Genomic DNA, 13,933 nt, shown 5'->3' with positions numbered 1-13,933 from the left:
CTTCGCTCTGAGCTGTCGCAGTACCTGTCTTTGGCTGTTGTGAAGCATGAGGGGAGCAGGTCGGTGGCTATTGAAGTCGTATCCGCGTCGATGATGACCAGCGATATGACCCGGCACATCGCGCGCTGCGTCGGCGGAGACCGCTGGGTGGTGTCCTGGCTACCGGGCCGCACGCTCACCGGGCAGCAGGCGGTGACGGCCATGACGATCGCGTCGACCGTCACCGATCACGACCCCAGCGCGGCCGAATGGGCGATGCTCGACAATATGGCGCTGGAACTGGGGCTCACCGCACGCGAGGCGCTGTATATGGTGGCGTCGGAGGAGCACGACATCCGACAGGCCCCGCGGCCGCGGCGGCGCTCGCTGGAGTAGTGGTAACCGGCCCGGATCCGACGATCCGCGAGATCCCGATACCCTGGTATGTCGAGTGACGTCCGTCGAGATACCAGGAGCGCGATCGGTGTTCGAATCCCTGTCCGACCGGTTGACCGGTGCCCTCAGTGATCTGCGTGGCAAGGGGCGTCTGTCACCGGCCGATATCGACGCGACCGCGCGCGAGATCCGCCTGGCCCTACTCGAGGCCGACGTCGCGCTGCCGGTGGTCCGGCAGTTCATCGCCAAGATCAAGGAGCGCGCCAAGGGCGCGGAGGTCTCGGCGGCGCTGAATCCGGCGCAGCAGGTCGTCAAGATCGTCAACGAGGAACTGGTCGGGATTCTCGGCGGCGAGACGCGACGGCTGCGATTCGCCAAGACCCCGCCGACGGTGATCATGCTCGCCGGTCTGCAGGGCTCCGGTAAGACCACGCTGGCGGGCAAGCTCGCGAAATGGTTGAAGGGCCAAGGGCATACGCCGCTGCTGGTGGCCTGTGACCTGCAGCGGCCGGGCGCCGTCACGCAGCTGCAGGTCGTGGGCGAGCGCGCGGGCGCGCAGGTCTTCGCGCCGCATCCGGGCACCTCGATCGGCGGCGGCGAGAATCCGCTGGGCGTCACCGCCTCGGATCCCGTCGATGTTGCGCGCGCCGGTGTCGAGGAGGCGCGGCAGAAGCACTACGACGTCGTCATCGTCGACACGGCCGGTCGATTGGGTATCGACGAGGAGCTGATGCGCCAGGCCGCGGGCATCCGCGACGCGGTGCAGCCCGACGAGACCCTGTTCGTGCTCGATGCCATGGTCGGCCAGGACGCGGTCACCACCGCCGAGGCGTTCCGCGACGGTGTCGGCTTCACCGGCGTGGTGCTCACCAAGCTGGACGGCGACGCGCGCGGCGGTGCGGCGCTGTCGGTGCGCGAGGTGACCGGCGAGCCGATCCTGTTCGCCTCCACCGGTGAGAAGCTCGAGGACTTCGACGTCTTCCACCCGGACCGCATGTCCAGCCGCATCCTCGGCATGGGCGACCTGCTCACGTTGATCGAGCAGGCCGAGCAGGTCTACGACCAGCAGCAGGCCGAGGAGGCCGCGCGCAAGATCGGCTCCGGTGAGCTGACGCTCGAGGACTTCCTCGAGCAGATGATGGCCATCCGCAAGATGGGCCCGATCGGCAACCTGCTGGGCATGCTGCCCGGTGCCGGTCAGATGAAGGATGCGCTGTCCCAGGTCGATGACAAGCAGCTGGACCGGGTGCAGGCGATCATCCGCGGCATGACACCCGCCGAGCGGGCCAATCCCAAGATCATCAATGCCTCCCGTCGACTGCGTATCGCCAATGGCTCCGGCGTCACCGTGACCGATGTCAACCAGCTGGTCGACCGCTTCTTCGAGGCCCGCAAGATGATGGCGCAGATGGGTCGCCAGATGGGCATGCCCGGCGGCGGACGCCGAAATGCGAAGGGCAAGAAGGGGAAGAAGGGCAAGAAGGGCGGACGCGGGCCGACGCCGCCGAAGATGCGCGGCGGGTTCCCGGGTATGCCCGGCATGCCGGGCGGCATGCCCGCGGGAATGCCGGACCTGTCGAACATGCCCTCCGGGGCCGACGAACTCCCGCCCGGCCTCGAGGGCATCGACTTGTCGAAGCTGAACTTCCCGAAGAACTAGCGCGTGCTCGGGGCCGACCGAGCGCAGTAGGTTGGGGGAGGTTCTCGACGGCGCGCAACCGGGAGGCGATATGCGACTGCATCTGCGGGGAGTGGTGCTTCCCGGTGACGAAGTGCGTGATCTGTGGGTGCACGACGGGGTGATCTCGTTCGAGCCCGTTCGGGATGCCGAAACCCTGTGCGGCAGTGGGTGGATCGTGCCTGGGCTGGTCGATGCGCACTGCCACGTCGGGATCCGGTACGGCGGGGGACACGAGGATCGCGAGGGGGCGGTCGCGCAGGCGGAGACCGAGCGCGACGCCGGGGCGCTACTGCTGCGCGATGCCGGTTCGCCCATCGATACCCGGTTCATCGATGAGCGCGAGGACCTGCCGAAGATCATCCGCGCCGGGCGCCACATCGCCCGGCCCAAGCGCTACATCCGCGAGCTGGGCATCGAACTCGACGACGAGCGCGACCTGCCGGAGATCGTCGCCGAACAGGCCCGGCTCGGCGACGGGTGGGTGAAGATCGTCGGCGACTGGATCGACCGGTCGGTGGGCGACTTGGCGCCGCTGTGGAGCGACGCCGTCCTGAAGGAGGCGATCGACGCCGCCCACCGCGAGGGCGCCCGCGTCACCGCGCACGTCTTCGGCGAGGATGCCCTGCCCGGCCTGCTCGGCGCGGGAATCGACTGCATCGAACACGGCACCGGGCTGACCGACGAGACCATCGCGATGATGGCGCACCACGGCACCGCCCTCGTGCCGACGCTGGTCAACATCGACACCTTCCCCGAAATCGCCGACAGCGCAACCAAATTCCCTACCTACGCCGCCCACATGCGCGACCTGCACCGCCGCGTCCGCAGCACCGTCGCCGACGCCCACGCCGCGGGTGTCCCCATCTACACCGGCACCGACGCGGGCGGCTCGATCCGCCACGGCCGCATAGCCGACGAGATCGCGGCGCTGTCCGCGGCGGGCCTGACCCCCGACGAAGCGCTGGGCGCGGCCTCCTGGAAGGCCCGCGAATGGCTGGGCCGCCCGGCTATCGCCCCCGGCGCCCCCGCGGATTTCGTCGTCTACCGGGAAGACCCGCGAACCGGCCCCGAAGTACTCGCCGCACCGTCGTTCGTGGTCCTGCGCGGCCGCGTCCACAACCGGCGCGATCCGGTCACCGGCCACCGCTGACGCTGCGGCGACTACTCCTTGTCGAGGTCGCGCATCAATTCGGACACCTCAGGTGCGCCAGGTTCGGATTTCGTGGGCCCAGGCGCGGAGGCCCGCGGCGAAGCCGTCGCGCTGGGTGGGGGTGAGGGTTGCCAGGGCGTTGAGTAGCGGCTCTGCTCGTCGGGCTACGAAAGTCTCCATGTGGTCGCGCTTTTCGGGGCGCAGGCGCACCAGGGTGCGGCGGCGGTTGGCGGGGTCGGGGGTGCGGCTGACCCATTCGGCGCGATCGAGGTCGCCGACGAGTTCGCTGACCGTCGACAGGGCGAGGCCCATCCGGGCGGCCAGTTCTCCGACGCTCAGCGACTGGTCGGGCACCAACTGCACGCAGACCGCCCCGTGACGCGAGGTGAGGCCGCGCCCGACGAACGTCTCCTCGTGATCGGCGGGCATATCCGCGCGGGCCTTGTCGAAGAACGCCGCGATCAGCGGGAGGAAGCCGACGATCTCGGTGATCTCGGTGCGGCTGGGAACCCTTGGGGCGCTGCTCTTGTCGGGCACGGGTGCATCCTATATCTTCGGTTATACGAACAGTTTGTATATCCGAAGTGAGGCTACCATGACCACCTACCACGACGCCGTCAACGATGCGCTCGAACGGCTCGACGACCTCGGATACGAACGCAACCTCGGGGGCGGGGACCTGGCCAACCACGGGCCCATGGGCGCCGAGGCCCTCGCCGTGCTGGGGCACGGCGACGCCGTTCCGGAATGGGTCGAGGTGTATCGCCGCGCCGCCCCGCACCACGAGCCGCCCGTGCCGTACCAGCGCCTCGACGGTGCCGACGAGTCGGATTGGCGTGCGGCACTGGGGGATATCGGCCGCGCCGGGGATTTCGAGGAGCTGTTCCTGCGCGAGATCGCGGAGGAGGGCTGGCAGGCGGTCCTGGTTCGCTGGTGGCCGCGGCTGCTGCCGGGTCCGATGACCGGGCTGACGCACGGACTGATCCGTACCGCCCACGCGGTGCGCGGGCTCGGCGCCACCGACCGACCCACCGACCTGCAGGTGCGGGAGCTGGCCCGGGGGATGGGCTATTGGGCCGCGCGGTTCGTCGATGCGCCGGGGCGCGGACGGCTGGTCGGGAACCTGGGTGTGCCCGCGGCGGTGGCCGCGGTCAACCGGCTGTCGCAGCCGCTGGGCAGCCCGCAGGAAGGGCTGGCCCGCATGCGGAACCCGCACGCGATGCCCGGATACGCCGAAGCCCTGGACACCCTGGTGCCCGACCACCTCGACAGGCTGCTGTCGGATATGACCGCCCACTACGCGGGAATCTGTGTGGCGCATACGGATTCGTGGTTCCCGATCCCGCTGCTGCACGGTGTGACCGCACCGGCCGCGGCGCGGCTCGTCCTGCCGCACCTGCCTCCGGAGCTGCACCAGCCGACGGTGGCCGCGCTATGGCAGGCGCAGGTCACATTGCTGATGATGGTGACCACCAGCCGGGCGGGGGAGGACGCCGCGCTGGATCGGGCCCGACAGGCGCAGCCGCCCGCCTGGGACGAGCTGATCGCGCGGGCGGTCGACCATCGCGATGAGCACGTCATCAAGTTCACCGAGGCCTGTCTGCGCGAGCACGCCCTGCGGCCCGATCCGCGCTACGCCTGGGCCGTCGATATCGCCCAGCAGCGCATCGAGCGACCGGACGGACCCGGACGCTCGGCGGTCGAGGCCCGTTTCCGGGAGACGGCGCGGCAGTGAGACGAGCCTGAGGTTCGGGTGGGCGATTTCCTCGGGTCGGGGGCGGTCTGGCAGAATGGACGATCGTCCTCGTCGGAGCCTCGCGGCTCCGCGTCGGGACAGTGTCAGCCCGTCTCCGGTTACGTACCGCGCGGCGGTCACACACTCTACGCAAAACCGGGCCCGCATCCGTGTGGGTCGCTGAATTGCGCCGTGACCAACCGGCCGCCCCGCGGCGGCCACCACCCGAAAGGCAACAGCCATGGCTGTCAAGATCAAGCTCACCCGGCTCGGGAAGATCCGCAACCCGCAGTACCGCATCGTCGTCGCCGACGCGCGCACCCGCCGCGACGGCCGCGCGATCGAGAGCGTCGGCAAGTACCACCCCAAGGAGGAGCCCTCGCTGATCGAGGTGAACTCCGAGCGCGTGCAGTACTGGCTGGGCGTCGGTGCGCAGCCGACCGAGCCGGTCAAGCGCATCCTCGAGGTCACCGGCGACTGGCAGAAGTTCAAGGGCCTGCCGGGCGCCGAGGGCACCCTGAAGACCAAGGCGGCCAAGCCGTCGAAGCTGGATCTGTTCAACGCCGCGCTGGCCGCCGCCGACAGCGAGCCCGTCGCCGAGGCCACCACGCCGAAGAAGAAGGCGTCGAAGAAGGCCGACGACGCCGAGAAGGCCGAGACCGCTGAGAAGGCCGAGGCTGGCGAGTAATCGTGAGCGAGCGTAGCGAGCGAACCATCAACACAGCGCACTCTGCGTTCATGCCGGAGCCGAGCGCCAGCGAGGTGGAGGCATGAGCGCAGTCGTCGCCGATGCTGTCGAGCACCTGGTGCGCGGCATCGTCGCCAATCCCGATGACGTCAGCGTCGAGCTGATCACCAGCCGGCGCGGGCGCACCGTCGAGGTGCACGTGCACCCGGACGATCTGGGCAAGGTGATCGGTCGAGGTGGTCGTACCGCGACCGCGCTGCGCACCCTCGTCGCCGGTATCGGCGGCCGGGGTATCCGGGTCGACGTGGTCGATACCGATCAGTAGATGGAACTGGTTGTCGGGCGGATCGCCAAATCGCACGGTGTGCGCGGTGAACTCGTGGTCGAGGTCCGTACCGACGAGCCCGAGCTGAGGTTCGCGACCGGCGCGGTACTGCGCGGGCGCATGCCTCGGGCGAAGGCGACACAGGAGTACACGGTGGAGTCGGTCCGGGAGCATTCGGGCCGACTTCTCCTACGCCTGCAGGGTGTTTCGGATCGCGAGGCCGCGGATGCGTTGCGCGGCACGCTCTTCGTGGTCGACAGCGCCGACCTGCCGCCGTCGGAGGATCCGGACGAGTACTACGACCACGAACTCGAGGGACTCACCGTGCGGCTCGACGACGGCACCGTTGTCGGCGAGGTCGCCGAGGTGCTGCATTCGGCTGCGGGAGAACTGCTTTCGGTGCGGGCGGCCGAAGGCGCCGGGGGCACCGCGGGGCGTGAGATTCTCATCCCGTTCGTGACCGCGATCGTGCCGACCGTATCGATCGCCGAGGGCGTGATCGTCATCGATCCGCCCGAGGGACTGCTCGACGAGGAGTGAGCGATGCGCAGCGTCGATGAACCCGCCGCACCGCAGGATGCCGCTGCGCCGCGCGCCGCGCTTCGCCTCGATGTCGTCACGATTTTTCCCGAGTATCTGGAGCCGATGCGAACGGCCTTGCTGGGCAAGGCGATCGACAAGGGGCTCGTGGAGCTCGGTGTGCACAATCTGCGCCGGTGGACCCACGATGTGCATCAGGCCGTCGACGACGCCCCCTACGGTGGCGGTCCCGGCATGGTGATGAAACCGACCGTGTGGGGTGACGCGCTCGACGAGGTGTGCCCCGACGACGCGCTGCTGGTGGTGCCCACGCCCGCCGGTGTGTCGTTCACCCAGGAGACCGCCGAACGCTGGTCTGCCGAACGGCATCTGGTCTTCGCCTGCGGCCGCTACGAGGGCATCGATCAGCGCGTTTTCGACGATGCCGCCCGCCGGGTACGGGTCGAAGAGGTCAGCATCGGCGATTATGTGCTGATCGGCGGTGAGGCCGCGGTGCTGGTGATGACCGAGGCCGTGGTCCGCCTCATCCCCGGGGTGCTCGGCAATCAGCTGTCCCACCAACAGGATTCGTTCTCCGACGGCCTGCTCGAGGGGCCCAGCTACACCCGCCCGGTCAGCTGGCGCGGGCTGGACGTCCCCGAAATCCTGCTGTCCGGCAACCACGCCCGCATCGACGCCTGGCGCCACGACCAGTCCCTGGCCCGCACCCGCGAACGCCGCCCCGACCTACTACCGGACGGCGAGTAATCCGTCGATTCGCCACCGTCGTCCCGGCGCGGATTCGCCATCGTTGTCCTGGTGCGTAGGTTGCCATGGTTGTCCTGGTGCGTAGGTTGCCATGGTTGTCCTGGTGCGTAGGTTGCCATAGTTGTCCTGGTGCGTAGGTCCCCATCGTTGTCCCGGTGCGTAGGTCCCATTGTTCCCGGCATGCTTTTGGCCGGGATCCGCACCGGCCGCAGGGAATTCCGGCCAGCAGCACGCCGGAAGCGGCGATGGCCGGTGACACGGCTACACCCCCACTCGGGGACGGTGGGTGCGGCGTCGTTCCACCAACCACCATTCGGCGGCGAGCAGCGCCACCGTCCAGCCCAGCCAGGTGCCGATGCCCGCGGTGGTCTCGGCCAGGCGGTCGCCGTCGTCCGCGATGCCCGGGGTCGTCACGATCAGGACGACGGTGACGATCGCGCCCCACAGACGGTTGCCGATGATCGAGAGGGTCAGGGCGAAACTGCGGATCATCCAGCGGCGGTGGTCGCCGTACCGGCGCTGCCGGGCCCGCCGGTAGCCGATGACGGTGCACGTCAGCCACAGCAGCGCGAGCATCACATTGCTGACCCGGGCCACCGGGCCGAACGGCGAGAACGCGCCGATGAACAGGGCGAGCACGCCGCCGGGCACGACGCCGCCGAAGACGTACACGCGCCCCGAGATCCGGTGCGCGCGGGGGTAGCGCTGCCGAAACCACGGCCAGACCTGCAGGCAGCAGGTGAGCATCGCGACGGAACCGAACAGCACGTGCGCCACCAGCATGGGGTAGTGCGGCGCGAAGTCGGGCGGTGACGGCACCCGTGAACGGTCGGAGTCGAGGGTCAGGTAGGGCGGCAGCGAGACGGCGACGAAGGCGAAGACCAGCAGGGCCAGCGGCACCACCCACGGCCTCCGCCACCAGCGCTGCCGAACCGGTCGGGCCGGGGTATCGGCCGGAGTGCGTGGGCGATCTGGCGCGATCTCGGTCATCTCGTATCCCTACGTGTACGTCGTATTTGCGTACATCGTATTTCCGATTGTGTGGCCCAAATATGGGGGAAATCCCTGATATTCACATTCCTGCACTAGTGCGCTAGGGTGGTGCGCAATGAGAGATGCAGAGGGGCACGCCCGGCCCGGCCCGCCGTACCTGCGGATCGCCGCCGAGCTCCGCGGTCGCATCGAATCCGGTGAACTCCGGCCCGGCGATCGGCTGCCGTCCACGCGGCAGCTGATCCGGGACCGGGGTGTGGCGATGGCGACCGCGACCAAGGCGCTGTCCCTGCTGCAGCGCGAGGGACTGGCCGAGGCTGTCCCCGGCGTGGGAACGGTCGTCCGGCGTATCCCGTCACTCGCGAAGCAGACTCCGCGCGCGGCGCCGCCCGACTCGGCGCTGACCCGGCAGCGCATCGTGCGCACCGGGATCGCGGTCGCCGATGCCGAGGGACTGCGCGCGGTGTCCATGCGCCGCGTCGGCGCCGAGCTGGGCGTGGGCGCGATGGCGCTGTACCGCCACGTCGCCGACAAGGAACAGCTGTGCGTGCTCATGACCGACGCCGCCTTCGGGGAGCACCGCCTGCCGGAGCCCGGCCCGCCGGATTGGCGTTCCCGGTTGGAGACCGGGGCCCGGTGGCAGTGGCGTATCTATCGGCGCCACCCCTGGGCTGCGCCGCTGGTCGCCTCCCTGATCGATCCGCCGCTGCTGCCCAACGCGATGGCACACGTCGAATGGCAGCTCGCCGTCCTGCGCGATCTCGGCCTGGACCCCGTGATCCTGATGCGGCTGATGATCTCGCTGGCGGGCTACGTCACCGGAATCGCGCTGAGTCGCGTGGCCGAGGTGACCGGCAGCGGATCCGCGGCATTCCGGCGCGCATCCGACGACGCGGCGGCCGAGCAGATCGTCGGCTCGGGCCGGTTCCCGCTGATCGCGGCGTTCGAGGTGAACCGGCGCGAGCTCGACGATATCGACGCGCTGTTCGAGTTCGGCCTGCAACGCCAGCTCGACGGCATCGCGGCGTATCTCGAACGCGAGGCCGAAAACAACAGCGGCGCGCTTTGATTCGGTAGCCGCGGATGAGGGCGGCGCAGCGGTCAGGGTGTCGTGGAACCGGCCTGGACGGACACGATCCGCCTCCTCGCGGCAATTCCTGCCGGGTGGGCCGGATTCGCGACCGGTCAGGCCGGGTGGCTACGCGGGCAGGCCGACCAGCTCGGCGCTTTCTTCCCACAGCCGGTCCAGGCGTGCGGTGTCCGTGGTGTGCGGGGCGGTGCGAACGGCCTTGCGCCGCACGAAGAATCGGCCCGTCGTATCCGATAGCTCCGGTGCCGTGGCCAGCCAGACCGGGGTGTCCGCGCCCGCGTCCGGGCCGCCCAGCATCGGGTTCAGCCATTGCGTCCAGCCGAAGACTCGGAGCAGGCCCGTGGCCGAGTCCCGGCCGAGGCCGGTGTCGCGGATGATGCCGGGATGCGCGCCGTTCACGGTGACGCCGGTCCCCGCCAGGCGACGGGCGAGGCTGTAGACGAACATCGCGTTCATGTTCTTGGTGCGCCCGTAGGCGACGAAGGGGCGGAAGCTCGGGGCCGCGGCGAACCCCCGCTCGGCCGCGAAACCCAGATCGTCCAGGTCGACCGGAACCCTGCGCAGCGCTGTCGGGGAGGCGCCGACCACGACCAGTCGTGCGGATCGTCCTGACGCGGCGATCCTTTCGCCCACCGTGCGCAGCAGCAGATAGGGCGCGAGGTGGTTGGTCGCCAGGGTGCGCTGCACTCCTTCCTCGGTGTGATCGGCCAGATCCGCGACCACGGCGGCATTGCTGATCACGACGTCGACCTGCGCCGGATCGAGGCGGTCCGCCAGTGCTCGCACCTGGGTCAGCAGCGAGAGGTCGGCGAGTTCGGACCGCAGGTCGGCCTGCGGCACGACCGCGCGGATCCGTTGTTGCGCGGCCGCCAGTCGCTCGGTGCTGCGCCCCACCGTGACCACCGTCCAGCCGCGCGCGGAGAGCTGCCTCGCGATCGCCTCGCCGATGCCGTTCGTGGCGCCGGTGACGACCGCCGTCCCTGTGTGGTTCATGTCCAACTCCCGTCCGTACGCTGGTTGACAACGTCAACCTAGGCCGCCAGGTTGACATTGTCAACCTGGTCGTACGATGAGCCGATGGCCCCGACGACCCGTGAGGTACTGCTCGACTCCGCGCTGCGGCTGCTGGACGGCGGCGGGGTCGAGGCGGTGACGCTGCGCGAGGTCGGCATCGGCGCGGGGGTGTCGCACAACGCTCCGTACAAGCACTTCGCCAGCAAGCAGGCGTTGCTGGCCGCCGTGGCGGCGCGCGAATTATCCGAGCGCGCAATCGAATTCGCGGCGATCGCGCAGCGGTATCCGGATCCCGCGGACGTGCTGCGCGAGGTGCTGCACAGCTATATCGGGTGGGCGCTGACTCGCCCGGCGCGCTTCAAACTGGTCTTCGGCAGCTGGTCGGTCGAATCGCCGGAGCTGACCGAGGTCGCGCACAACGCGCAGAGTGCGTTGGTGGCGCTGGTCGCCCAGGCGCAGACCGCCGGTGCGCTGCCCGCGGGGGATCCCGAACGGCTCGCCGCACTGCTGCGCGCGCTGGCGCACGGGGCCGCCGATCTGGCCGCCGCCGGACATCTGTCGGCCGACGGCAAGGGACACGCCGACCCGTCCGATCTCGTCGACGATCTTCTCGGATATCTGCGCGCCTCGGCCCGCCCGGCATGATCCGCGCTGGTTGCGGCTCGCACCCGTCGCCGCTGCTGAGGCGGGTGGGACGAGCGGAACAGGATGTGGCCGAAGGTACTTCCGGTGCGGCACTCTGGCTGGCTGTCGGGGTGCGACGGTAGTGTCTGCGGGCGTGACGACAGCCCCAGAATCCGTCAGCGCAGCACCCAGCACCGACGCTGGTTCCGTCTCGGCCGATCCGCCGGTCGTCGGGACCGTACGCACAATGGGCACAGCCGGCGTAGCCGCCGACAGCCCGCGCACGGCCGGAGCGAATGCGGAGGTACGCCTAGCGAGCGTCAGCCGTCGCATCGCCGATGAGCTGAGCGTGCGCGACGAGCAGGTGCGTGCCGCCGTCGAACTGCTCGACGGCGGGTCCACGGTGCCGTTCATCGCGCGCTACCGCAAGGAGGTCACCGGCGCGCTCGACGATGCGCAACTGCGGCAGCTGGAGGAGCGGCTGCACTATCTGCGTGAGCTGGACGAGCGCCGGACGTCGATCCTGGAATCCATTCGCGGTCAGGGCAAATTGGACGAGGCGCTGCAGCAGCAGATCATGCTGGCCGAGACCAAGGCCCGCCTCGAGGACATCTACCTGCCGTACAAGCCCAAGCGCCGCACCAAGGCGCAGATCGCCCGCGAGGCCGGGCACGAGCCGGTCGCCGACGCGCTGCTGGGCGACCCCACCACCGATCCCGCGCAGTACGACGCCGAACAGCTCGACGGCGCCCGCGCCATCCTGGTGGAACGTTTCGCCGAGGATGCCGACCTGGTGGGTGAGCTGCGCGAGCTGATGTGGTCCCGCGGGCAGGTCACCTCCCGGGTGCGCGCCGGCAAGGAGGAGGCCGGGGCCAAGTTCTCCGACTACTTCGATTTCAGCGAGCCGTTCACGAAGCTGCCCTCGCACCGGATCCTGGCGCTGCTGCGCGGGGAGAAGGAGGAGGTGCTGTCCCTGCACCTCGAGCCCGATACCGAGGAGCCCGTCGAGGGCGAGCGCACGATCTACGAGGGCCGCATCGCGCGGCAGTTCGACATCGCCGAGCGGGGCCGCGCGGCCGACTCCTGGCTGCTGGACACGGTGCGCTGGGCCTGGCGCACCAAGCTGCAGGTGAGCCTGGGCATCGATGTCCGGATGCGGCTGCGGCAGTCCGCGGAGAAGGATGCCGTCGACGTGTTCGCCGCCAACCTGCGCGACCTGCTGCTGGCCGCGCCGGCGGGCACCCGGACCACCATGGGGCTGGATCCGGGCTATCGCACGGGCGTCAAGGTGGCCGTCGTCGACGGCACCGGCAAGGTCGTGGCCACCGAGACCATCTACCCGCACAAGCCGCAGGGCCAGACCGAGAAGTCCCTCGCCGTGCTCGGTGCGCTGGTCGCCCGCTTCGGTGTCGACCTGATCGCGATCGGCAACGGCACCGCCTCGCGCGAGACCGACGCCCTTGCCGCCGAACTGATCTCGCGGATTCCGGAGAACAAGCCCACCAAGATCGTGGTGTCGGAGGCCGGCGCCTCGGTGTACTCGGCCTCGGCCTACGCCTCCCAGGAACTGCCCGAGCTGGACGTGTCGCTGCGCGGCGCGGTCTCGATCGCCCGCCGCCTGCAGGACCCGCTGGCCGAGCTGGTGAAGATCGACCCCAAGTCGATCGGTGTCGGCCAGTACCAGCACGACGTGTCGGAGACCCTGCTGGCCCGCTCGCTGGGCGCGGTGGTCGAGGATGCGGTGAACGCGGTCGGCGTCGATGTCAACACGGCCTCGGTTCCGCTGCTGTCGCGGGTGTCGGGCATCTCCGCCTCGGTAGCGGAATCCATTGTGGCGCACCGCGATCAGAACGGCCCGTTCCGCAACCGCACCGGCCTGCGCGACGTTCCGCGCCTGGGGCCCAAGGCATTCGAGCAGTGCGCGGGCTTCCTGCGCATCCGCGACGGAGAAGACCCGCTGGACAATTCCGCGGTGCACCCGGAGGCCTATCCGGTGGTGCGGCGCATCGTGGACAGCACCGGCCGCGGAGTGCTCGAGGTGATCGGCAACAGCAATGTGCTGAAGGCGTTGCGCCCGGCCGAGTTCACCGACAACACCTTCGGCCTCCCGACCGTCACCGACATCATCAGCGAGCTGGAGAAGCCCGGCCGCGACCCCCGCCCGGAGTTCAAGACCGCGGAGTTCGCCGCCGGCGTGGAGAAGGTCGCCGACCTGAAGCCCGGCATGGTGCTCGAGGGCGTGGTCACCAATGTGGCCGCGTTCGGCGCATTCGTCGACGTCGGCGTGCACCAGGACGGCCTGGTGCACGTATCGGCGATGTCGCACACCTTCGTCCGCGATCCGCGCGAGGTCGTGAAGTCGGGCGACGTGGTGAAGGTCAAGGTGCTCGAGGTCGACGTGGCGCGCCAGCGCATCGGCCTGACCCTGCGACTGGACGACGAGCCCGGCAAGCCGGAAAAAGGCGGCCAGGGCCAGCGCGGCGGCGGCCAGCGCCCGCAGGGGCAGCAGGGTCGCGGCGGGCAGAACCGCGGGAATCAGGGCGGTGGCCAGAACCGCGGTGGCCAGGGCGGCGGGCAGAACCGCGGGAACCAGGGCGGTAACCAGAACCGTGGGGGGCAGGGCCGAAACCAGCAGCGCCGCAACGCTCCCGAGCCGTCCGGCGCCATGGCGGATGCGCTGCGCCGGGCGGGATTCGGCAAGTAGGAGAGGGACAATTCCGGCGGGTAGCCCCGCGCCGGGAGTGGGTTCTGCCGGGCCGCGGGCAGAGTGGTGGTGCGGCGCCATGGCGGATGCGCTGCGCCGTGCCTCTGGCCGCATTCGGCACAGTAATCGCCAGGCAACGAGTCGTTGTTGCGGTGGCGCGGGCACCCTACCGACCGAACGGCGATATCGGCTGAGCCCAACCGTGCGCCGTGGCGGCCGGATAGCCGGACACGTGGGCGGGTTGTGCGGTGCGTCGCGCGGGGTTCG

Annotated in this window: 14 protein-coding genes; 11 read left to right on the top strand and 3 right to left on the bottom strand. The window is 69.8% G+C overall.

Annotation, left to right across the window (positions count from 1 at the left end):
- Positions 1-63 precede the first annotated feature (63 nt).
- The 3 genes from NM1_RS03135 (at position 64) to NM1_RS03125 (ending at position 3,206) form a co-directional block, all read left to right on the top strand.
- Entirely contained in the window at positions 64-375 is a 312-nt protein-coding gene (locus NM1_RS03135) for a hypothetical protein (protein WP_246011414.1), read from the top strand.
- 88 nt (positions 376-463) lie between these two features.
- On the top strand, positions 464-2,035 hold the full coding sequence (gene ffh / locus NM1_RS03130) for a signal recognition particle protein (protein WP_068013635.1): 1,572 nt from the start codon (positions 464-466) through the stop codon (positions 2,033-2,035).
- Between the two features lie 70 nt (positions 2,036-2,105).
- Complete coding sequence (locus NM1_RS03125) at positions 2,106-3,206, top strand: metal-dependent hydrolase family protein (protein ID WP_068013632.1); 1,101 nt, start codon at positions 2,106-2,108, stop codon at positions 3,204-3,206.
- Between the two features lie 48 nt (positions 3,207-3,254).
- Here NM1_RS03125 and NM1_RS03120 read toward each other — a convergent pair whose 3' ends face one another.
- Complete coding sequence (locus NM1_RS03120; RefSeq protein ID WP_068013630.1) at positions 3,255-3,743, bottom strand: MarR family winged helix-turn-helix transcriptional regulator; 489 nt, start codon at positions 3,741-3,743, stop codon at positions 3,255-3,257.
- 58 nt (positions 3,744-3,801) lie between these two features.
- Between NM1_RS03120 and NM1_RS03115 the strand changes: the two genes are divergently transcribed.
- From NM1_RS03115 to trmD, 5 genes are all read left to right on the top strand, one after another.
- The gene (locus NM1_RS03115; protein ID WP_068013628.1) at positions 3,802-4,941 is read left to right on the top strand and encodes a questin oxidase family protein; all 1,140 of its coding nucleotides are present in this window, start codon (positions 3,802-3,804) and stop codon (positions 4,939-4,941) included.
- Positions 4,942-5,182: 241 nt separating this feature from the next.
- A complete protein-coding gene (rpsP, locus tag NM1_RS03110) occupies positions 5,183-5,629 on the top strand; it encodes a 30S ribosomal protein S16 (RefSeq protein ID WP_068013626.1) in 447 nt (148 codons plus the stop codon).
- Positions 5,630-5,711: 82 nt separating this feature from the next.
- Positions 5,712-5,954, top strand: coding sequence for an RNA-binding protein (locus NM1_RS03105; RefSeq protein ID WP_068013624.1), 243 nt, complete (start codon positions 5,712-5,714; stop codon positions 5,952-5,954).
- Positions 5,955-6,494, top strand: coding sequence for a ribosome maturation factor RimM (rimM, locus tag NM1_RS03100; RefSeq protein WP_068013621.1), 540 nt, complete (start codon positions 5,955-5,957; stop codon positions 6,492-6,494). It abuts the gene before it with no gap.
- A 3-nt stretch (positions 6,495-6,497) separates the two neighbouring features.
- On the top strand, positions 6,498-7,241 hold the full coding sequence (trmD, locus tag NM1_RS03095; RefSeq protein WP_068013619.1) for a tRNA (guanosine(37)-N1)-methyltransferase TrmD: 744 nt from the start codon (positions 6,498-6,500) through the stop codon (positions 7,239-7,241).
- A 261-nt stretch (positions 7,242-7,502) separates the two neighbouring features.
- Here the strand turns inward: trmD and NM1_RS03090 are convergent, their stop codons facing one another.
- Positions 7,503-8,231, bottom strand: a complete 729-nt coding sequence (locus tag NM1_RS03090) for a DUF2306 domain-containing protein (protein ID WP_084519111.1) — start codon at positions 8,229-8,231, stop codon at positions 7,503-7,505.
- Between the two features lie 118 nt (positions 8,232-8,349).
- Here NM1_RS03090 and NM1_RS03085 point away from each other — a divergent pair, with 118 nt between their 5' ends.
- Complete coding sequence (locus NM1_RS03085) at positions 8,350-9,303, top strand: TetR/AcrR family transcriptional regulator C-terminal domain-containing protein (protein WP_068013617.1); 954 nt, start codon at positions 8,350-8,352, stop codon at positions 9,301-9,303.
- 129 nt (positions 9,304-9,432) lie between these two features.
- Here NM1_RS03085 and NM1_RS03080 read toward each other — a convergent pair whose 3' ends face one another.
- On the bottom strand, positions 9,433-10,317 hold the full coding sequence (locus tag NM1_RS03080; protein ID WP_068013614.1) for an SDR family NAD(P)-dependent oxidoreductase: 885 nt from the start codon (positions 10,315-10,317) through the stop codon (positions 9,433-9,435).
- A gap of 84 nt (positions 10,318-10,401) precedes the next feature.
- Here NM1_RS03080 and NM1_RS03075 point away from each other — a divergent pair, with 84 nt between their 5' ends.
- Together NM1_RS03075 and NM1_RS03070 are read left to right on the top strand one after the other, a co-directional pair.
- Complete coding sequence (locus NM1_RS03075) at positions 10,402-10,983, top strand: TetR/AcrR family transcriptional regulator (RefSeq protein WP_068013612.1); 582 nt, start codon at positions 10,402-10,404, stop codon at positions 10,981-10,983.
- A 226-nt stretch (positions 10,984-11,209) separates the two neighbouring features.
- Positions 11,210-13,666, top strand: a complete 2,457-nt coding sequence (locus tag NM1_RS03070; RefSeq protein ID WP_084519110.1) for a Tex family protein — start codon at positions 11,210-11,212, stop codon at positions 13,664-13,666.
- Positions 13,667-13,933: the final 267 nt, after the last annotated feature.

The organism is Nocardia mexicana NBRC 108244, from assembly GCF_001613165.1.
GTDB classification, from domain to species: Bacteria; Actinomycetota; Actinomycetes; order Mycobacteriales; family Mycobacteriaceae; genus Nocardia; species Nocardia mexicana.
Note: the sequence above shows the minus strand (reverse complement) of the source record. Positions and strands in the feature narration are given on the sequence as shown.

What these genes read in the sequence shown, in the direction of transcription:
- NM1_RS03125 (WP_068013632.1), top strand. Translation starts at nt 2,106, where the DNA reads ATGCGACTGCATCTGCGGGGAGTGGTGCTTCCCGGTGACGAAGTGCGT.
- NM1_RS03115 (WP_068013628.1), top strand. Translation starts at nt 3,802, where the DNA reads ATGACCACCTACCACGACGCCGTCAACGATGCGCTCGAACGGCTCGAC.
- rpsP (WP_068013626.1), top strand. Translation starts at nt 5,183, where the DNA reads ATGGCTGTCAAGATCAAGCTCACCCGGCTCGGGAAGATCCGCAACCCG.
- NM1_RS03105 (WP_068013624.1), top strand. Translation starts at nt 5,712, where the DNA reads ATGAGCGCAGTCGTCGCCGATGCTGTCGAGCACCTGGTGCGCGGCATC.
- rimM (WP_068013621.1), top strand. Translation starts at nt 5,955, where the DNA reads ATGGAACTGGTTGTCGGGCGGATCGCCAAATCGCACGGTGTGCGCGGT.
- trmD (WP_068013619.1), top strand. Translation starts at nt 6,498, where the DNA reads ATGCGCAGCGTCGATGAACCCGCCGCACCGCAGGATGCCGCTGCGCCG.
- NM1_RS03090 (WP_084519111.1), bottom strand. Translation starts at nt 8,231, where the DNA reads ATGACCGAGATCGCGCCAGATCGCCCACGCACTCCGGCCGATACCCCG.
- NM1_RS03085 (WP_068013617.1), top strand. Translation starts at nt 8,350, where the DNA reads ATGAGAGATGCAGAGGGGCACGCCCGGCCCGGCCCGCCGTACCTGCGG.
- NM1_RS03080 (WP_068013614.1), bottom strand. Translation starts at nt 10,317, where the DNA reads ATGAACCACACAGGGACGGCGGTCGTCACCGGCGCCACGAACGGCATC.
- NM1_RS03075 (WP_068013612.1), top strand. Translation starts at nt 10,402, where the DNA reads ATGGCCCCGACGACCCGTGAGGTACTGCTCGACTCCGCGCTGCGGCTG.
- NM1_RS03070 (WP_084519110.1), top strand. Translation starts at nt 11,210, where the DNA reads ATGGGCACAGCCGGCGTAGCCGCCGACAGCCCGCGCACGGCCGGAGCG.